Raw genomic sequence first — 18,632 nt, forward strand, 5'->3', positions numbered from 1 at the left:
CCATGGGTATCGTCGGCGGAATGAGTTCAGAGGGACGCGTCGCGCTGGTCACCGGTAGCGGTCGTGGGATCGGGCGCGCAATCGCGCTGGCACTGGCGGAGGACGGCGCGGATGTCGCGGTGAACTACCGCTCCGATGCGGAGGCCGCCGCCGAAACCGTGGCGGCGATCGAGAAACTGGGCCGCCGCGCGATCGCGGTACAGGCCAGCGTGGATTCGGTCGAGGACGACGAGCGCATGGTGGACCACATCATCGACGAGTTCGGCCATATCGACATCCTCGTCAACAATGCCGGCATTGCCAGCCGCGGTCGCTTTGTCGCCGACACCAATCCCGATGAACTGCTGCGCGTCATGGCCACCCACGCGCTGGGCGCACACCACGTCTCCCGGCTGGTCCTGCCCTCCATGCGTTCCCGCCCGCGCGGCGACATCATCATGATCTCCAGTGTCGCATCCATGGGCTTCGCACCGGGTGGAGCGCCGTACACCATGGCCAAGGCCGCCCTGGAGGCCCTCGCGTTCACCCTCGCGAAAGAGGAGCGCGACAATGGCATTCGCGTCAATGTCGTGGCACCCGGCCTGGTCGACACCGATATGGGCAGGCGTCTGGTGAAGGCTGTCACCGGCATCACCGATATCCGCAAACTCGACCAGAACTCGCCCTTCGGCCGAGTCTGCCGCCCCCAAGACATCGCGAACATGGTCCGCTTCCTGGTCTCCCCGCAAGCCGAATACATCACCGGCCAAAAGATGAACATCCACGGTGGCAGCGCCAACGTCGGCTGATCGCAACCGTGCGCCGGGGCCGCATCGGCCGGCGCTGTGGAACTTCTCACTCGGGGGAAACTCGCGTGCTCGGCGGGCATGAGCGGCGTTATCGTCGAGAGGGTTGATCAAGGTCGCGATGCGGGAGGCTGCTGCAGTATGACGATTTCTCTCGATACGCTGACCATCCCTGGACACATTCACGGGTATCCGGACCTGGCATTCGGTGGGTATGTGGCCGGGATGCTGGCCGCGCGGGCGACCGCGGACACGCTTCGGGTCGACTTTCGGCGGGCCGTTTCGGTGTCGACGCCGGTGGTGCTGACCGCCGAGGACGAACGGGCCAGCCTTCTTGCTCCCGATGGGACGCTACTGGTCGAAGCCTCGCCGTCGGTGTTGAGTATCGATGCTGTTCCGGCGCCTTCACTGTCCGAGGCGAGAGCCGCTACGGCCCGGGCGCTTTCCGCTCCGGATCGGTGGGTCACCGACTGTTATGGGTGCGGTGTGGCTTGCCCGCCCGGGCGCGGCTTGCGCCTGTTCGCGTGGGGCGTCCCGGAGCGGCGCGTCATGGCTGCGGCGTGGACCCCTGATGCGGGGTTGGCGGATGAGAACGGTGAGCTTCTGCCCGAGACGGTGTGGTCCGCACTCGACTGTCCCGGCGGTATTGCCGCCTGGATCTACTCCGATATGGACCGCGGCGCACTCACCGCGGCCCTCACCGCCACCCAGCTCCGCCCGATCTACGCCGGCTCCGAATACATCTCCCACGCTTGGCCGATCGATCGCGACGGCCGCAAACACACTGTCGGCGTGGCCCTTTCGACCGTTGATGGCGACCTGTGCGCACTTGCCGAGGCCCTGTGGATCGAGCCCCGGCAGTCCTGATCGGTTGCGCTGCCTATAGCTTCACCGGCTCCTCGATGGATCGCGCGGGCCGTGCCGCACGCGACCGACCGGGCCACCAGATGCAGTCGCCTAGATCGACTGTCAAGGCAGTGACCAATACCGTGCGGACCACGAAGGTATCCAGCAGCACTCCGCAGGCGACCGCGAAACCTATCTCCGTCACCATTACCAGTGGGAGCGTGAGAAGTGCGGCGAAGGTTCCGGCCAGCACGAGCCCGGCGGCCGTAATGGTGCCGCCCGTGGTTCTCGCCGCGATCAGCGCACCGGCCGCGGTGCCGTGCGCGCGGGCTTCTTCCCGAATACGAGCCATCAGGAAGATGCTGTAGTCGATCCCGAGGCTGACGAGGAAGACGAAGGTCCACAGTGGGAATGCCGTGTCCGTGCCCGCGAACCCGAAGGCGTGGTCGAATACCAGCGCGCTCACCCCGAACGCCGCGCCCAGCGACAATACCGTCGTGGCGAGCACCAGCAGCGGCGCTACCACGGCTCGCAGCAGTTGGCACATCACCAGTGCCACTATGGCGAGAACCAGTGGCACCACCACGGATTGGTCGCGGTGCGACGCCCGGAGGGTATCCAGAGCGACCGCGCTGCCGCCACCGACCCGCGCTCCAGGCACGGAATGCACCGCCGTCCGCAATCGATCGACCGTGTCGAAGGCCGCGGTGCTGGCGGTCGGCGCTGTCGGTGTGGCCTCGAGGTAGGCAATATCCTCATGCGTCGCCGGTACCGAAACATTCACGACACCTGATACTTTCGCGAGTGCGAACAGGCGGTCTGCTGCGGTTGCGGGTCCTACGATCTGCAGCGGGTCACCCGTTCCGCCCGGGAAATGCGCGAGCAGCGTCTTCTCGCCCGCGACGGCCTCGGGGTGATTGCGGAACATATCCTGGTTCTGTAATCCATTGGAGTGCAGTCCGAATGCGCCGAGCGCGAGCACGGCCAGCGCCGTCGCGGTGAACATCCACACCAGCCGGGGCCTGGCGGCAATGAGCCGTCCGGTCCAGCGCCGTCCGCGACCGGAGGTGGCGTCAGGAGTGCCGTAGTGCGGGCGGACGGGCCAGAAGATCCACCGCCCGCAGGACACCAGCAGCGCCGGGAACAGGGTCGACATCACCGCGAAGGCAACCACCACGCCGATGGCCATGACCGGCCCCAGACTCTTGGTCGAATTCATCACCGCGACCATCAGGCACAGCAGACTCAGCGCCACTGTCGCGGCGCTGGCCGCGATGGTGGCTTGCCCGCGAACCCGCCTGCGACAGCGACGGCCAGTATCCACAACACCATTGCGCCCCAGACGATTCGGCGTGGGGTCAGCCGGTGTGGTCTCATGCGTTCGGCTCGGTCCGGAGCACGCGGGTGAGCTGGTCGATTTCACTGATTCGGCCGTCATCGGCCAGCCGCCCGATCATGACGATCTCGGTGGCGAGTTGCGCACCGGTGCGCATGGTGGCAGTCAGGGTGTAATGCGCCGCGATGCGCTGCCCGGACACCAGCGCCTCGTGCACGTCGACCTGCACGTCGACCGCATTCTTGCGGGCCGGTCGAACGTGGTCGATGAGACGCTGCCGATCCAGTGCCAGCCCATCATTGCGATACACGATGCCGGGCACGAACCAGCGATCCATGACCTCCCCGGGATCTTTGCCGCTGAAGGCCATTTCGGACGGGTAGTCGATCAGGAAGCTGGTCAGTTCTGTTTCGGTGTGCATGCTGCCCACCGTGCGACCCGTGGCTCACAGATCGCGCGCAGATCGCTCTCGAGCGTGGGCAAGCCATTGTTCGACGGCCACGAAGGCCTTGTCGCGGTCGAGGATGCGGCCGCGCTCATAATGGTCGCTTCGCTGCGGTGCACCCAGAAGTGCATCCAATTCTGCTGTCAGCACGACGATTTCGGGATTTCGCGCATCGGCCGCGCCCCGAAGCGCATGTCCCGCGCCGAGCACTTCCGCCGCGACCGCGGGTTCCGCCACCGCGAGGCACAGCCGCGCGATGCTCAGGCTGACCTCGGCGGCCATCGGCGGGTCGTGCAGTGCGACCGCGTCGTGCCAGGCCTCGGCACAGTATCTGCCCGCCTCGGCGAGATCCGCCTGGGCAATGTGCAGCATTGCCAGCCGAAACCCGAGCATGGCCTGCTGCGATAGTTTCCAGCATGCGATAGCGCGGACGCGGATTATCGGCCAGCTGCAATAGCGATTTGTCCAGCAGCGTGTCGAGCGTCCCGGTCGATGCGCCGAGCCGCTGCGCCGCGTCGGGGCCGAAGGACGAGGGGAATACGGCCAATCGCGCCAGCGCCCTCCGCTCCTCGTCGCAGAGCAGTTCCCAATCCCAATCCAGCACCGCGCGCAGTGTCCGATGCCGGGGCAGCGCGGTGCGCCGGCCATTGGTCAGTACGGCGAATCTGTCGCCCAGCCCGGCATGCAGGGCGGCCAGCGGCATGGTCCGCAGCTTGGCTGCGGCCAGTTCGAGCGCGAGCGGCAAACCGTCCAGCGCGCGGCAGATGTCAGCGACGGCGTCGATATTCTCCGCGTTCACCGCGAACCCGGTCCGCACCGCGACGGCCCGGTCGGCGAACAATCGCACGGCCGGCGCGGCTAAGGCGGTGGCCGGCGGCGCCCCTGGCGCGGGCACCGGCAATGGCGCTATGTCACAGAGCATTTCACCGGAGATATCGAGCGGCTCGCGGCTGGTTGCCAGAATGTGCAGAGCGGGGCAGCGGCCCAGTAGCTCCTCGGCGAACCGCGCCACCGCGTCGACGAGATGCTCACAGTTGTCAAGCACGAGCAGGGTGGGCGCGGTGGACATCGCACCGGCGAGCAGCCCGATCCGGGCGCCGGTGGTGAGCCCGTGCTGCCGTGGCTCGACAATCCCCAGGCTCGCACCCACTTCGGGCACCAGATCGCCGGGATCGGTAACTGCCGCCAACTCGGCCACCCCGACACCACCCGGATACCCGGTCACCGACTGGGCGATCGTCATTGCGAGCCTGGTTTTGCCGGTGCCGCCCGGGCCGACGAGCGTCACCAACCGGGCCACCCCGAGCCGGTCTGCGATCTGCGCCAGCTCCTGTTCGCGACCGATCAAGCCGGCCAGGGAAACCCGCGGTGCGGACAGCGCATTGCGCTGCGGTGGAATCGATTCCGGCTGCCCATACCGTGACGCCCGCGCCTCGACGCCACCGGTGTGCAAAGGTGCTGCCACCTGCTCAGCGGCAGTGTCCGAATCGGTGATCCCGTCCCGCAGCACCCGCAAATGCGCCGCTTGCGTGGCGGTTCCGGGATCGCCGCCCCATCCCTCGGCCAGCAGCACCCGGTAGCGCTCGTACGCGGCCAGCGCCTCACCACGGCGCCCGTCACGGTGCAATGCGCGAATCAGCATCTCCCGCGGCCGTTCCCGCAGCGGCTGCGCCGCCGTCAGCTCCGCCAATCCGGCCACCACTGCCGAAAGGTCGCCGCCGCTTTCCAATTCGATCGCGGCGGCGTCCTCCAGCGCGGTGAGGCGCAATTCTTCCCACCGAGCCGCGGCGGCCGCCGCGAAGGGCAGGTCCGCGACATCGGCGAGCGCGGGTCCACGCCACAGTGCCGACGCCTCCCGCAGCAGCCGCAGCGCACGCGCCGGATCGGATTCCCGCCGCGCCGTGCTGAGCAGTCGCTCGAACCGATGCGCGTCGACCGCATCGGGAGGCAATTCCAGCCGGTACCCGCCCGGATCGAATCGCACCGCGACCGGCAGCACCCGGCGCAATCGCGACACCAGCGTCTGCACCGCATGCCCCGGCCGGCGCGGCGGGTCATCCGGCCACAGCGCCGCCACCAGCGTCACGAGACTCACCGGCCGTCCAGCATCCAGCGCGAGCCGGATCAGCAGCCCCCGTAGGCGCACGCCGCCGATCTCCACACCCTCGCCCTCGACCAGCACCTCCAGTGGGCCCAGGATTCCGACACGCACATCACCACTGTGCCATTCGGCCGAGCATCCGGGGCCCCGGCGGGCTCAGTGCGCTGCCACCACCGATCCGATCACCCCCTGGGCTTCGTAGATCTTCGCCGCCACCTCGTCACGCATGGCAACGAATTCCGGGGTGGAGCGGATGCGGGAATCCGGCTGCGCGCCGTTGTCGCCCTTGCAGGACACCTGCCGGTCGTAGATGACACGGCCCGGTTGCGCGCCCATAACGAGAACCCGGGTGCCCAGGAAGATGGCCTCCTCCACACTGTGCGTGACGAAGACGATCGTCTTGCGGCGCTGGTGCCACAGGTCGAGCAGTTCGAGCTGTAGCTTCTCCCGGGTCATGGCGTCGAGTGCGCCGAACGGTTCGTCCATGAGGATGATGCGCGGGTCGGTGGCCAGCACCCGCGCGATCTGGCAGCGCTGCTGCTGACCGCCGGAGAGTTCGTAGGGCCGGCGACGGCCGTACTCACGCAGGCCCACCAGATCCAGCATGCGGTCGGCGGTGGCGGCGCGTTCGGTGCGCGGCATATGTCGCATGCGCAGGCCGAATTCCACATTGCCGCGCACCGTCAGCCACGGGTACAGATTCGGCTGCTGGAACACCACCCCCCGGTCGGGGTCCGGCCCGCGCACATGCTGGCCGCCCACCAGGATGGTCCCGGAGGTCGGCTCCAGGAATCCGGCGAGCACCTGCAGCAGCGTGGTCTTACCGCATCCGGAAGGTCCGACGACACAGACGAATTCGCCGGGGTCGATGGTCAGGCTGGTCGGTGCCAGCGCACGTACCGTCTCGCCGCCGCTGTGGTAGTCCACGCCGATATCGGTGAGCACCAACCGATTCCGCGCATCGAGTTCACTCATTGCGCTGCCACCGCCCGCACCGCGGTGCTGTCGATTCCGCCGCTGTAGGACGGGCTCACCGCGTCGATGCCGCCCTGTTGCAGCAGGAATTTCGCGGTTCCCGCGAGGTTGTCGGCGAAGCCGCCACCCAGGTACGCGGGCCCGGCCTGGTCGGCCGCGGTGGGATAGGTGTATCCGCGCAATTGCGGTCGCACCACCTCGGGCGTGGTTCCGAATTGCGCCGCGATCGACGTCGCGGCGGCGGCCGGGTCGGCGGCGATCTGGGCGGCGGCGAAGTTCTGCAATCGCGTCCACATCAGCATGAATTTCGGGTTCGCGGTGAGGAACTCGGTGCGCCCGGCGCTCAGATCGAAGGTGGGTGCACCGGCCGCCGCCACCTCGGCGCTACTGGTGACAACATGCCCATCTGCCAGCAAGGTCGACAGCGACGGATCCCACACCCAGGCGGCATCGATCTCCTTGCGCTGCCAGGCGGCGAGAATCGCGTCGGGTTTCAGATTGATGAGCGTGACATCGGAGGTCAAGCCGGCCGCCGAGAGCGCGGACAGCAAGCTGTAGTGCGAGGTGCTGCCGAACGGGGTGGCGATCCGCTTGCCGCGCAGGCCCGCCAGCGAGGTGATGGCCGGATCCCGGACCGCCAGCGATTCGGCCTTGCCGATCACATCCTGGATCCATACCACCCGCACCGGCAGGTTCAACGGGGCCGACAGCGCCTTCGTCGCTGGAGAGGACCCCAGCGTCCCCAGATCGAGACTGCCGGAAGCGAAGGCCTGCACCACATCCTGACCGGAGGCGAAATTGCTCCAGTTGATGGTGGCGTTGGGCAGACATGCCGCCAGCCAGCCGCGGTCCTTGACGATCATGTCTCCGTTGGGAATCTGCTGAAAGCCGATCCGCGCCGTGCCCTTGACCGAAGCATCCACCGGCACCGGGCAATTCGCGGCCCCGACGGTGCGGCTGGTATCGCCGCGGCCGGATTCCACACAGCCGGTCAAGGCCAGGAGCACGGTCGCCGCGGTGAAGATGCCGAGCGCCGTGCGCAGTCGTGGTGAGGTCATGCCTTGCCCTTCCAGGGTGTGACGATCGCGCCGAGCGCTTTGATCGTCGAATCGAGAACCAGTGCCGCCACGCCGATCACGATGATGCAGGCGATGGTCAGCGGGGTATTGAGTTGTGTCCCAGCCAGATACGCGAGTCCGCCGATACCGGGAATACCGTTGTTGAGTTCGGCTGCCACCACGGTGGTCCACGCGAAGCCCGTGGCGATGCGGATGCCGTTGATCACCTCGGGCAGCGTCGAGGGCAGGACCACGTTCACGAGCACCTGCACCCGGTTCGCGCCCAATGCCCGGGCGGCGTTGATCTGATCGGCCTTGATCGAGGTGACCCCGCCGAGGGTGGCGATCGCGATGGGCGGGAAGGCGGCCAGGAACAGCAGCCAGATCTTCGAGCTGTCGCCGATGCCGAACCACACGATCAGCAGGCCGATATAGCCCAGTGGCGGCAGTGCGCGCAGGAAGTTCAGATACGGCTCGAGGGCGGTGCGCACCGGCGCGAACATCCCCATCGCGAATCCGATGAGCGGACCCACCACGACCGCCGCACCCACCCCGGCGCCCAGGCGTTGACAGCTGGCGAGCAGATGCTCCCACAGGAAGTAGTTCTGCTCCCCGAGCACTTCACGCGGTACGCCGGGAGCCACCTGATGCCAGCTGTTGGCGCGCACGAACGCGTCCCACACCGCCCGCGGCGACGGCAGGAACAGCGGATCGATCAGCCCGGCCCCGGTGACGGCCGCCCACACCAGTAGGAAGAAGGCCAGCGCCGCCAGCCGGAATACCAGGGCGCGCAACACTTTCCGCGTGGTCCGGCGGCTCGGACCGCGCCGTGACGCCGAGGCGGCGGTGCGGGGGCGAACGCTCTGCGCAGCACCGTCGGCCGTCAGCTCCGTGGACGGACCGGCGGCGGAGTCGGCGACAGTGGCGGCGGCGGAGTCGGCCGCGTCGTCAGTGGCGGTGTCAGCAGTGACGGCGGTGTCAGCAGTGGCGGTCATGCCGTCCTCCGATGTACGCGCTGCGCCGAGGTCTGATCCCGCGCGAGCACCAGCAGCGAGTCCACATTGACCCGGCTCGGCCGGGTCACCACCCAGGCCACGCAGTCGGCGATATCGTCGGCGGTCAGTGGATCGGCGCCCGCGTACACCGTGGCAGCGCGGTCGGCGTCGCCGCCGAATCGCATGAGGCTGAACTCGGTGTCGACCATGCCGGGATCGATCTGGCACACCCGGACCGGCTCGCCGAGCAATTCCAGGCGCAGCACCCGGGTGAGCGCGGTGACCGCGTGCTTGGCGGCGTTGTATCCGCCGCCGCCGAGGTAGGGCTCCCGCCCCGCAATGGAACCGATGGTGACCACCGTGGCATTGCCACTGGCTCGCAGCAGCGGGAGCAATCTCTGGGTGACGCGCAGAACGCCGAGCACATTGACGTCGAACATGGCCGTCCAGTCGGCTTCGTCGGTCTCGGCGATGGAGTCGGCGCCGATCGCGCCGCCCGCATTGTTGACCAGCACATCGCAGCGGTCGATCTGCTCACAGAACGCAGCCACCGAGGCGACCTCGGTCACATCCAACGGCATTGCCCGAGCACCGGTCTCGTCGGCGAGAGCACGCAGCCGATCCATCCGGCGGGCACCCATCACCACCTCGAAACCCTCTTTCACCAGGTGCCGGACCGTGGCCGCGCCGATGCCACTGCTGGCACCGGTCACCACGGCGACGGGATTGCGCTGCACGGACATAGAACTCCTCGAAGTCGATCGGACCGCCGGGCGATTCCGGTTTCCCGGCGGTGCGAATCCGAGTCTGGTCACCATCTGGTTCCGTCCCCAGAGCCACTTACCGGGCCACTTGACAGGGCCAGCCGTAACGTACGGGCGCCGTGTTACCCGGACGGTTCCGCGAGGTAACTGGCCCGGTCGATTGGCGGTGGATCTGGCCCTGGCGGCAGGCCAGCCGAATTCACCAGCATCAATCGGGACCCATCAGTTTCTCGACAAGGAGGTCACCGCCATGGCGGCTCCCAGCACAACGGTCAGCGCGGCACACACCTATGAGCTCGACCGTGCGCACGTGTTCCACTCCTGGTCCGCGCAACAGACGTTGGATCCGATGGTGATCGAGGACGCGGCGGGCTGCGAGGTATGGGACGGTGCCGGCCGCCGGTATCTCGACTTCTCCTCGCAACTGGTCTATACCAATGTGGGACACCAGCATCCGCGCGTGGTCGAGGCCATTCAGCAGCAAGCGGCGAAGCTGTGCACGATCGCGCCCGCACACGCCAATGCGGCGCGCTCGCAAGCGGCGCACCTCATCGCACAGATCGCGCCCGAGGGCATGGACCGGGTGTTCTTCACCAGCGGCGGAGCAGACGCCAATGAGCACGCCGTGCGAATGGCGAGGCTGCACACCGGCCGCTACAAGGTTTTGTCGGCCTTCCGCTCCTATCACGGGGCGACGGCGCAGACGATCAATCTGTCCGGCGACCACCGCCGCTGGCCCAATGACCACGGCAATTCCGGGGTGGTGCACTTCCACGGGCCGTTCCTGTACCGGTCGGAATTCCATGCCGCCACCGAGGAGCAGGAGTGTGAAAGAGCCCTGGCGCATTTGGACTCGCTGATCCGGTTCGAGGGTCCGGATGCCTTCGCCGCCTTGATCATCGAGCCGGTCCCCGGCACCTCCGGCATCATGCCGCCGCCGCCCGGCTACCTCCCCGGGGTGCGCGCGATCTGCGACCGCTACGGCATCGTGATGATCTGCGATGAGGTGATGGCCGGATTCGGCCGCACCGGAGGATGGCTGGCTCTGGACCACTATGGCGCGGTGCCCGATCTCATCACCTTCGCCAAGGGCGTCAACTCCGGATATGTGCCGCTCGGCGGAGTGATCGTCGGCGAGCGCATCTACCGGACCTTCGCCCAGCGGGCGTATCCGGGCGGGCTGACCTACTCCGGGCATCCGCTGGCCTGCGCGGCCGCGGTCGCGACCATCGAGACCATGCACGCCGAATCCATTGTGGAGAACGCCGAATTCATCGGCCGCACCGCGCTCGGCCCGGGCCTGCGGGAGTTGGCGCGCCGCCATCCCAGCGTCGGCGAGGTACGCGGTCTCGGCGTCTTCTGGGCACTGGATCTGGTCACCGATCGCGAGACGCGTGAACCGCTCTCGCCCTACGGCGGCACGAATGCGGCTATCGCACAGACGATGTCGGCGGCACGAGAGCAGGGATTGCTGCTGTTCAACAACTATCACCGCATCCATGTGGTGCCGCCGTGCATCGTCACCCCGGCCGAGATCTCAGCGGGCCTGGCCATGCTGGATCGGGCGCTCGACGTCGCCGACTCGTTCTACACCGGCGCGCGCTGACCCACCGCTCCCCCGCGGCCGGATTCGGCCTGCACCTCCCGCATGATCGACCCGAGCAGCGCGATGCCCGGGTCGATCGCGGGTGCGGCGATCGAGGCGAAGCCCAGGCGCAGGCAGTTGCGAGTTCCGGTGCCCGGGAAGAAGTATCGGGATCCGTCGGCCACGAGCACACCGCGCCGCGCGGCCCGCGCGGTCACCAGTGCGGCGTCCAATGTTTCGGGACCGGCGTACCAGATCGATACCCCGCCCGGCGGCAGGGTCTGCGCGTCGGCCTCCGGCAGGTGGCGTGCCATAGCCGCCGTCATGAGCTCCCAGTTGTGCGCGAGCCGACGCCGGTGCGCACGCAATACCTTGTGGAATTCACCGGATTCGATGAACAGCGCCAGCGACCGCTGAATGAGTCCGGGCAGATGCTTGGTTCGGTGATGGCGTTCGGCGCGCAGGGCCGCGATCACCGGGGCATCGGCTACGATGTAGCCGATCCGCAGTCCGGCGGACAGGAATTTCGAGAACGACCCCAGATAGATGACCCGCTGACTGTCGTCGAGAGATTTCAACGAGGGGGTCGGCCGCCCGCGAAAGCGGAATTCGCTGTCGTAGTCGTCCTCGATGACGAAGCCATTGCGTTCGGCGAGCAGTTCCAACAGCAGTTTCCGCCGCGGCAGACTCAAGGTGACATTGGTCGGATGATGGTGGCTGGGTGTGAGATACATGGCATCGAACACCGTGGCCTCGTCGAAGACCGCGCCACGACCGTCCACCGGAACCGGCATCAGCCGAGCGCCGCTGCGGTGCACGATATGCATGGCGTCGAGATATCCGGGATTCTCGAAACCCACGGTGAGACCGGGGCCCATCAGCACGTCGGCGATCAGCGACAGCCCCTGCTGGGTGCCCCCGGTCACCAGGATCTCCTCCGGAGCGGCGTGAATTCCCCGGGACGGCAGGATCTCTCGGCGCAGCACCTCGACAAGCAGCGGATCATCCTGGTCCACCGCGTCGCGAATGCTGTAGCGCAGATGCGGTCCGGTCATGGCCTGATCCACCGCCCGCAGCCATCCCCGCACCGGGAAGGACCGGAGCTCGGGTTGTGAGCTGATGAACGGGTACGGATAGTCGAACGCGTCGGGATGCCCCAGGGTGCGGGTGAATTCGACGTTCTGCCGGGGCTTGAGCAAGCTCGCCCAATCGACGGCGGGCGAGGTCCGCGGTGCGCCCGCCGCACCGCGGGTGAGCGGAGCAGCTGCGTACAGGCCGCTGCGCGGCCGGCTCTCCACCACTCCCAGCGCGATCAGTTCGTCGTACGCGGCGGCCACAGTATTGCGGGACACTCCGAGCTGCTGAGCCAGGAACCGCGACGACGGCATCGGCCGGCCACCCGCGAACACCCCCTGCGCCAGCCGATCCTCGAGCATGGCCCGCACCTGCCGATATTTCGGGGCGTCCCCGTCGATGGGCGCCGCCGGGCCGTGCGCGTGCTTGTCATCGGGCACCGATCCACTCCTTCACTGGCACCATGGAGTATCACATGATCTGGCCCTTCCGGCAGCGCCAGTTGACCGGCAGATTTCACGGGGTGACGGTCCTGCTGGTGTGTGTGGTGTTGCTTGTGTCCGCGGCGGCCCAGGCGGTGACGGGCTCCGGATTCGGCCTGATCACCGCACCGATACTGCTGGTCTTGGCGCCGCAGTTGGTTCCGGGTCCGCTGCTGGTGCTCACCGTGGCGATGACGGCGACGGGTCTGCTGCGCGAATACCGCCATTGCGATGTGCGCACAGTGGTTTTTGTCAGTGCGGCCATGCTGCCCGGCGTCGCGATCGGCACAGCGGTGCTCGGCACCCTGGACACCGGCGCGCTGCGCCTCGTGGTGGCGTCAGCTGCCGCCGTCATCGGCGTGTTCCTGCTCACCGGCCGCACCCTGCCCGGTTCCCGGCGAGCACTGACCGCGGCCGGGGTCGCCGCCGGATTCCTGGCGGCGGTGGCGGCCATGCCCGGTCCGCCACTGTCGCTGGCCTATCGCCCCTCGAACCCCGCGGAACTACGCGCCACACTGTCGGCCATCTTCCTCATCATCTCCGTGGTGAGCGCTGCGGCCTTGGCCGTGCAGGGACAATTCACCGGAGCCGACCTCCGGAACGCGGCGATCATGAGTCCAATGCTGTTGTGCGGCACGGTGATCGGCGGCCGGCTGGCGCGGCAGCTGGCCGTGACACACATCAGCCGCGTCACGGCCTGGGTGATCCTCACCGCCGCGGCGATATTGTTCACCGCCGGATTCAGCGGCTAGACGACACCCGCCGCACCTTCCGGTTCGACCTGTTCAGAGATTGCCGACGGCGTGTTCCAGGCGCTGCGCCACCAGGTCTCGGGCGGCCTCGCGGAGCGCGGGGCGGTAACCGCTGGGGTACACCGGATCTCCGGGCGCGTAGGTCTTGAGGACCTCCTTGGCGAGGGTGATCTTGTGTACCTCGGTGGGGCCGTCCGCAATCGCCATGACCTGGGCGTAGTTCATCATGTCGACAAACGGCAGGTCGGTGCTGACGCCGATGGCGCCGTGCAGGTGCATGGCCCGCTGGGCGATATCGTGCATGACCTTCGGCATGGCGACCTTGATGGCGGCAATGTCGTGGCGCACCTTGCGGTAGTCCTGTTCCTTGTCGATACGCCACGCCGTGCGCAGTACGAGCAGCCGGAACTGCTCCATCTCGATCCACGATTCGGCGATCTTCTCCTGCGTCATCTGCAGGCCGCCGAGCACGCCCTTGCGCATGGGCCGGGAGACGGCGCGCTCGCACATCATGTCGAAAGCCTTGCGTACCAGCGCGACTGTGCGCATGGCGTGGTGCACGCGGCCGCCGCCGAGGCGGGTCTGCGCGACGACGAAGCCGAGCCCCTCCGCACCGAGCAGGCTGTCGGCGGGGATGCGCACATCGGTGAAGCGCAAGTGGCCTTCGGTATCACTGAAGCCGGGGACGGTGAAGTTCCGCACGATCTCCAGGCCGGGGGTATCGGCGGGGACGATGAACATCGAGAGCCGCTGGTGCGGTGCGGCCTCGGGATCGGTCACCGCCATCACGATATGGAAGGTGGCGTAGGCAGCCGCGGAGTTGAACCACTTCTCGCCGTTGATGACCCACGAGTCACCGTCGCGGACGGCAAGGGTCTTGAAGGACGTCGGATCGGAACCACCGGTGGGCTCGGTCATGACGTAGCAGGAGCCGATCTCTCCGGCGAGCAACGGCTCCAGGTACTTCGACTTCTGCTCCGGGGTACCGAAGTGCGCGAGAATCTCCGCATTACCGGAATCCGGTGCCTGACAACCGAAGACGAGTGGCGCCCACTGCGAGGTGCCGAGCACCTCGTTGAGCAGTGCGAGTTTCAGCTGCCCGTAACCGGGTCCGCCGAGCTCGGGCCCGAGGTGGCAGGCCCACAGCTCCTGCGCTTTCACCTGCTCCTGCAACGGTTTCATGAGCGCCCGGATCTCCGGGTTCTGCCGGTCGTACGGGTTCGGGTAGAGCAGATCGAGCGGCTCCACCTCGGTCCGGACGAACTCCGCGACCCAGTCCAGTTTCTTCTGGTATTCCGGGTCGGTCTCGAAATCCCAAGCCATGGTCAGCCTTTCACTTGATTCCAGCCGGTGTGGTGACACCGTCGAGGATGGTGGTGGTGAGAATGTCGGCTATTTCGCCGGGGCTGTGTTCGCCGTCGGGGCGGTACCAGGTGCTCACCATGTTCAGCATGGCCACAATGCTGTTGGTGACCACGTGATCCTTGGAACGCAGTGCGCCCACGGCATATCCGTCGTCGATGACGCGCTGCCAGCGCTGCTGGATGCCGTCGCGCAGCTCCTGGAGATCGGCGGCGCGTTCGCCGGTCAGTGCACCGGCATCCCGCAGGGCGATGGTGACCTCGTGCCGATGCTCGATGATCCCGTGCACATGACTTCGAATGAGGTTGCGCAGCTTGACCATCGGCTCGCCCGCGCCGTCCACGATACGAGCGGCATCATCGAGCATGAGCTGGGTGTAGCCGCGCCGGATCTGGAAGAGCAATTCCTCCTTCGATCCGATGTGGTAGTACAGCGCTCCCCGCTGAATCCCGGCCCGATCGCCGATTTCGCCGACGCTGGTGGCGTGGAATCCCTTCTCCGCGAACAGCTCCAAGGCCGCCTGCACAATCCGCTCCCGGGTCTCCCCCGCGTTCGATTCCGAAGCCGGTGGCCGTCCGCGTCGTCGCGCCGGTACCGCGGTCATCGCCACCCACCGTCCAATGCGAGCGTCGCGCCGGTACAGAACGCCGAGGCGTCGGAGGCAAAGAACAGTGCCGCGCCCACGATGTCGGCCGGTGCGCCGATCCGCCCGAGCGCATTGTGCGCGAGATACTCGCGCACCTCGGCGGGCCACGCCTTGGCGATATCGGTATCGAAGGCCCCGCAGCGAATGGTGTTGACCCGTACCGCCGGCCCGAAGGTCTGCGCGAGCCCGCTCGACAGCGCCTCCAAACCAGCCTTGGCCGCCGCATAGGGAACAGCCAGCGGTTCGGGCTTGGCCGCCTCGATCGAGGAGATATTGATGATCGATCCGGCCCCCGCCGCCGCCATGCGCGCCCCGATGAGCGCCGACAGCCGGAACGGCCCCTTGAGATTGGTGGCGATCACCTTGTCGAACATCGCCTCGGAGACCTGGTCCAGGCTCGGATACAGCAGCGACATACCCGCATTGTTGATCAGCACATCGACCTGCCCGAACTCCGCGTATGCGGCGTCGACCAGGGCCTCGCAGTGTGCCCACTCCCCCACATTGCAGGCCACCGGCAGCGCCCGCCGCCCGTATTTCTCTCGCACCGCAGTGGCGAGTACGTCACATGCGTCGAACTTGCGACTGGCGATAACCACGTCCGCACCGGCGCCCGCGCAGGCCAGCACCATCTCCCGGCCCAGTCCCCGGCTACCGCCGGTGACCGCGACAACCTTGCCGGACAACGTGTTTCCCATGCGCGACACCTTCATGTGCTGAACCTCGGAAATGTTCCGTTCAGTACATTAAATGTACCGGCCGATACAATCAAGACCCGCCGCAGGACCCCGAAACACCGATACCGGGAAATCCGCACCGGTACCCGCGAGTAACATGACAGGCGTACTTTTTCCCGAACATCACAGCCCACCCGGCTTTCTCGAAACGAGGCAGTAGATGACAGAGCGGATTCAGGTCGGCGGACTCCAGGTCGCGCGCGTCCTTCACGATTTCGTGGAGAACGAGGCACTTCCGGGTACCGGCGTAGACTCCGCCGCGTTCTGGTCGGGTGCCGAGGCCGTTATCAACGACCTCGCCCCCCGTAACCGTGCTCTGCTCGCAGAACGCGACGACATCCAGGCCAAGATCGACGAGTGGCACCGCGCCAACCCCGGCGCCGGCTACGACAAGGCTGCCTACAAGCAGTTCCTCACCGAGATCGGCTACCTGCGTCCCGAACCGGCCGATTTCCAGATCGGTACCGAAAACGTGGACGCCGAAATCGCCATCACCGCGGGCCCGCAACTCGTGGTCCCGGTCATGAACGCCCGCTTCGCCATCAATGCGGCGAACGCGCGCTGGGGCTCGCTCTACGACGCCCTGTACGGCACCGATGCCATCTCCGAGGCCAATGGCGCGGAAAAGGGCAAGGGCTACAACAAGGTTCGCGGCGACAAGGTCATCGAGTGGGCCCGTAACTTCCTCGACGACGCGCTGCCGCTGATCACCGGGTCGCACCTGGGCACCAGCAAGTACGCCATTGTCGACGGTGAGCTCGAGGTCACCCTCGAGGACGGCACCGATATCGGCCTGGCCGATGCCGATGCGCTGGTCGGTTACCTCGGCACTCCCGAGGCCCCGACCTCGATCCTGTTCAAGCACAACGGTTTGCACATCGAACTGCAGATCGATCCCTCCTCGCCGGTCGGCTCGACCGACGATGCCGGCGTCAAGGACGTCGTGCTGGAGTCCGCGATCACCACGATCATGGACTTCGAGGATTCGGTCGCGGCCGTGGACGCCGAGGACAAGGTCCTCTGCTACCACAATTGGCTCGGCCTGATGAAGGGCGATCTGTCCGAAGAGGTGTCGAAGGGCGGCAAGTCCTTCACCCGCACCATGAACCCGGATCGCGTGTACACCGCGCTCGACGGTTCCGATCTGGTGCTGCACGGCCGTTCGCTGCTGTTCGTCCGCAATGTCGGTCACCTCATGACCTCCGACGCGATCATCGACGCCGCGGGCAATGAGGTTCCCGAGGGCATTCTGGACGGCCTGCTCACCTCGCTCATCGCCAAGCATGCGCTGAACGGTGAAGCGCGCGTGTCGAATACGCGCACCGGCTCGGTCTACATCGTGAAGCCGAAGATGCACGGCCCGGACGAGGTCGCCTTCACCAACGACCTGTTCGGCCGCATCGAGGGCGTGCTGGGCCTGACCCCCAACACCCTCAAGGTCGGCATCATGGACGAGGAGCGCCGCACCACGGTGAACCTCGCCGCGAGCATCCGTGAGGCCGCCGACCGCGTCGCCTTCATCAACACCGGCTTTCTCGACCGCACCGGAGACGAGATTCACACCTCGATGCTCGCGGGGCCCTTCGTTCGCAAGGGCGAACTCAAGAACCAGGGCTATATCGCCGCGTACGAGACCGCCAACGTCGACACCGGCCTTGCGGCGGGCTTCTCTGGCCGGGCTCAGATCGGCAAGGGTATGTGGGCGATGCCCGACCTGATGCATGCCATGCTCGAGCAGAAGATCGGGCATCCGAAGTCTGGTGCGACGACCGCCTGGGTGCCGTCACCCACCGCGGCCACCCTGCACGCGCTGCACTATCACGCGGTCGACGTGTTCGCGGTGCAGCAGAAGCTGAAAGATCGCGTGCCCGCCGGGGTCGACCCGATTCTCGAGATTCCGCTGGCAGCAGACCCGAACTGGTCGGCCGACGAGAGGCAGAACGAACTCGACAACAACGTGCAGTCGATCCTCGGCTACGTCGTGCGCTGGGTCGACCAGGGCGTGGGCTGCTCGAAGGTGCCCGACATCAACGACGTCGCCCTGATGGAAGACCGGGCGACGCTTCGCATCTCGAGCCAGCTGCTGGCCAACTGGCTGCGGCACGGCATCATCACCGAGACGGATGTGCGTTCCAGCCTCGCCCGCATCGCACCGGTCGTCGACCGGCAGAACGGCGGCGATCCGGCCTATTTCGCCCTCATCGACGCTGACGGCACCGAGTCGATCGCGTTCGGCGCAGCGCGCGACCTCATTCTGCGGGGCGCCGAGCAGCCGAACGGGTACACCGAGCCGATCCTGCATGCGGCCAGACGCGCCCAGAAGGCCGCCTCGAGCCTGGTCAGCGATCATGTCTGACGCGGTCAGGCTCTCGTCGCCAGTGCCGTCGACACGAGAGAAGCGATTCCTGCGGCTGATGGCCGAGGCACTGAACGTCGACGGGCGAGCTGACGCGCTGATCACCGACCCCGACCAGATGTCGGGCTACCGGTGGGATCACGCGTACGATCCAGAGGCCGGCATGCCGCTGGCCGTGGCGCGGGTCACCTGCACTGCCGACGTGCAGGCGGTGCTGCGGCTCGCGGCAGAGCACGGCATCGCCGTCGTTCCGCGCGGCGCGGGCACCGGCCTCTCGGGCGGGTCCACAGCGCAGAACGGTTGCGTCGTACTGTCGACTGAGCGGATGCGCGA

At 67.1% G+C, this 18,632-nt stretch carries 17 protein-coding genes; 6 read left to right on the plus strand and 11 right to left on the minus strand.

Translation table 11 applies throughout. The annotated features are described in order from the left end of the window. Window positions 1-20 precede the first annotated feature (20 nt). Window positions 21-788 carry an SDR family NAD(P)-dependent oxidoreductase gene (locus JWN03_RS12630; protein ID WP_297613945.1) on the plus strand — a complete coding sequence of 256 codons (768 nt, stop codon included), beginning with the start codon at window positions 21-23 and terminating at the stop codon, window positions 786-788. 138 nt (window positions 789-926) lie between these two features. Beyond that, window positions 927-1,652, plus strand: a complete 726-nt coding sequence (locus JWN03_RS12635) for a PaaI family thioesterase (RefSeq protein WP_297613947.1) — start codon at window positions 927-929, stop codon at window positions 1,650-1,652. Between the two features lie 13 nt (window positions 1,653-1,665). On the opposite strand, the gene JWN03_RS12640 is transcribed toward JWN03_RS12635, so the two are convergent. The 7 genes from JWN03_RS12640 to JWN03_RS12670 all read right to left on the minus strand — a co-directional run bounded on the left by JWN03_RS12640 (window position 1,666) and on the right by JWN03_RS12670 (window position 9,284). After that, window positions 1,666-3,069 (minus strand): MMPL family transporter, encoded by a 1,404-nt coding sequence (locus tag JWN03_RS12640; RefSeq protein WP_297613949.1) that lies wholly within the window; start codon window positions 3,067-3,069, stop codon window positions 1,666-1,668. Next, window positions 3,005-3,388 carry a nuclear transport factor 2 family protein gene (locus JWN03_RS12645; RefSeq protein WP_297613951.1) on the minus strand — a complete coding sequence of 128 codons (384 nt, stop codon included), beginning with the start codon at window positions 3,386-3,388 and terminating at the stop codon, window positions 3,005-3,007. Before JWN03_RS12645 ends, JWN03_RS12640 begins: the two co-directional genes overlap by 65 nt. Before the next feature lie 115 nt (window positions 3,389-3,503). Next, on the minus strand, window positions 3,504-5,624 hold the full coding sequence (locus JWN03_RS12650) for an AfsR/SARP family transcriptional regulator (protein ID WP_297613953.1): 2,121 nt from the start codon (window positions 5,622-5,624) through the stop codon (window positions 3,504-3,506). Window positions 5,625-5,669: 45 nt separating this feature from the next. Beyond that, window positions 5,670-6,488: an ABC transporter ATP-binding protein gene (locus JWN03_RS12655; RefSeq protein ID WP_297613954.1), complete on the minus strand. Its 819-nt coding sequence runs from the start codon at window positions 6,486-6,488 to the stop codon at window positions 5,670-5,672. Then, window positions 6,485-7,546: a taurine ABC transporter substrate-binding protein gene (locus JWN03_RS12660; protein ID WP_297613956.1), complete on the minus strand. Its 1,062-nt coding sequence runs from the start codon at window positions 7,544-7,546 to the stop codon at window positions 6,485-6,487. Before JWN03_RS12660 ends, JWN03_RS12655 begins: the two co-directional genes overlap by 4 nt. Next, window positions 7,543-8,331, minus strand: coding sequence for an ABC transporter permease (locus JWN03_RS12665; protein WP_441342977.1), 789 nt, complete (start codon window positions 8,329-8,331; stop codon window positions 7,543-7,545). The genes JWN03_RS12660 and JWN03_RS12665 overlap by 4 nt, the downstream gene beginning before the upstream one ends. 206 nt (window positions 8,332-8,537) lie before the next feature. Further along, window positions 8,538-9,284, minus strand: a complete 747-nt coding sequence (locus tag JWN03_RS12670; RefSeq protein WP_297613960.1) for an SDR family NAD(P)-dependent oxidoreductase — start codon at window positions 9,282-9,284, stop codon at window positions 8,538-8,540. Window positions 9,285-9,555: 271 nt separating this feature from the next. Here JWN03_RS12670 and JWN03_RS12675 point away from each other — a divergent pair, with 271 nt between their 5' ends. Next, a complete protein-coding gene (locus tag JWN03_RS12675; protein WP_297613962.1) occupies window positions 9,556-10,911 on the plus strand; it encodes an aspartate aminotransferase family protein in 1,356 nt (451 codons plus the stop codon). On the opposite strand, the gene pdxR is transcribed toward JWN03_RS12675, so the two are convergent. Continuing rightward, a complete protein-coding gene (gene pdxR / locus JWN03_RS12680; RefSeq protein ID WP_297613964.1) occupies window positions 10,893-12,404 on the minus strand; it encodes a MocR-like pyridoxine biosynthesis transcription factor PdxR in 1,512 nt (503 codons plus the stop codon). The two genes, JWN03_RS12675 and pdxR, sit on opposite strands and share 19 nt — an antisense overlap. 23 nt (window positions 12,405-12,427) lie before the next feature. Between pdxR and JWN03_RS12685 the strand changes: the two genes are divergently transcribed. Further along, window positions 12,428-13,198, plus strand: coding sequence for a sulfite exporter TauE/SafE family protein (locus tag JWN03_RS12685; RefSeq protein ID WP_297613966.1), 771 nt, complete (start codon window positions 12,428-12,430; stop codon window positions 13,196-13,198). A 33-nt stretch (window positions 13,199-13,231) separates the two neighbouring features. Here the strand turns inward: JWN03_RS12685 and JWN03_RS12690 are convergent, their stop codons facing one another. Genes JWN03_RS12690 through JWN03_RS12700 form a run of 3 tightly spaced genes read right to left on the minus strand, consistent with a single transcriptional unit; the run spans window position 13,232 to window position 15,904 of the window. Next, the gene (locus tag JWN03_RS12690; RefSeq protein ID WP_297613968.1) at window positions 13,232-14,521 is read right to left on the minus strand and encodes an acyl-CoA dehydrogenase family protein; all 1,290 of its coding nucleotides are present in this window, start codon (window positions 14,519-14,521) and stop codon (window positions 13,232-13,234) included. Window positions 14,522-14,531: 10 nt separating this feature from the next. Next, window positions 14,532-15,164 (minus strand): TetR/AcrR family transcriptional regulator, encoded by a 633-nt coding sequence (locus JWN03_RS12695; RefSeq protein ID WP_297613970.1) that lies wholly within the window; start codon window positions 15,162-15,164, stop codon window positions 14,532-14,534. Beyond that, window positions 15,161-15,904 (minus strand): SDR family NAD(P)-dependent oxidoreductase, encoded by a 744-nt coding sequence (locus tag JWN03_RS12700; RefSeq protein ID WP_297613972.1) that lies wholly within the window; start codon window positions 15,902-15,904, stop codon window positions 15,161-15,163. The genes JWN03_RS12695 and JWN03_RS12700 overlap by 4 nt, the downstream gene beginning before the upstream one ends. 199 nt (window positions 15,905-16,103) lie before the next feature. On the opposite strand from JWN03_RS12700, the gene JWN03_RS12705 reads away from it, so the two are divergent. Next, the gene (locus JWN03_RS12705; RefSeq protein WP_297613974.1) at window positions 16,104-18,299 is read left to right on the plus strand and encodes a malate synthase G; all 2,196 of its coding nucleotides are present in this window, start codon (window positions 16,104-16,106) and stop codon (window positions 18,297-18,299) included. Between the two features lie 58 nt (window positions 18,300-18,357). Then, a partial coding sequence (locus JWN03_RS12710) for an FAD-binding oxidoreductase (RefSeq protein WP_297613976.1) occupies window positions 18,358-18,632 on the plus strand: 275 nt, incomplete at its 3' end.

This window comes from Nocardia sp., from assembly GCF_025465275.1.
Taxonomy (GTDB): Bacteria; Actinomycetota; Actinomycetes; order Mycobacteriales; family Mycobacteriaceae; genus Nocardia.

Coding starts and splice junctions, on each gene's coding strand:
- JWN03_RS12630 (WP_297613945.1), top strand. CDS start 21: ATGAGTTCAGAGGGACGCGTCGCGCTGGTCACCGGTAGCGGTCGTGGG.
- JWN03_RS12635 (WP_297613947.1), top strand. CDS start 927: ATGACGATTTCTCTCGATACGCTGACCATCCCTGGACACATTCACGGG.
- JWN03_RS12640 (WP_297613949.1), bottom strand. CDS start 3,069: ATGACGGCCGAATCAGTGAAATCGACCAGCTCACCCGCGTGCTCCGGA.
- JWN03_RS12645 (WP_297613951.1), bottom strand. CDS start 3,388: ATGCACACCGAAACAGAACTGACCAGCTTCCTGATCGACTACCCGTCC.
- JWN03_RS12655 (WP_297613954.1), bottom strand. CDS start 6,488: ATGAGTGAACTCGATGCGCGGAATCGGTTGGTGCTCACCGATATCGGC.
- JWN03_RS12660 (WP_297613956.1), bottom strand. CDS start 7,546: ATGACCTCACCACGACTGCGCACGGCGCTCGGCATCTTCACCGCGGCG.
- JWN03_RS12670 (WP_297613960.1), bottom strand. CDS start 9,284: ATGTCCGTGCAGCGCAATCCCGTCGCCGTGGTGACCGGTGCCAGCAGT.
- JWN03_RS12675 (WP_297613962.1), top strand. CDS start 9,556: ATGGCGGCTCCCAGCACAACGGTCAGCGCGGCACACACCTATGAGCTC.
- JWN03_RS12685 (WP_297613966.1), top strand. CDS start 12,428: ATGGAGTATCACATGATCTGGCCCTTCCGGCAGCGCCAGTTGACCGGC.
- JWN03_RS12690 (WP_297613968.1), bottom strand. CDS start 14,521: ATGGCTTGGGATTTCGAGACCGACCCGGAATACCAGAAGAAACTGGAC.
- JWN03_RS12695 (WP_297613970.1), bottom strand. CDS start 15,164: ATGACCGCGGTACCGGCGCGACGACGCGGACGGCCACCGGCTTCGGAA.
- JWN03_RS12700 (WP_297613972.1), bottom strand. CDS start 15,904: ATGGGAAACACGTTGTCCGGCAAGGTTGTCGCGGTCACCGGCGGTAGC.
- JWN03_RS12705 (WP_297613974.1), top strand. CDS start 16,104: ATGACAGAGCGGATTCAGGTCGGCGGACTCCAGGTCGCGCGCGTCCTT.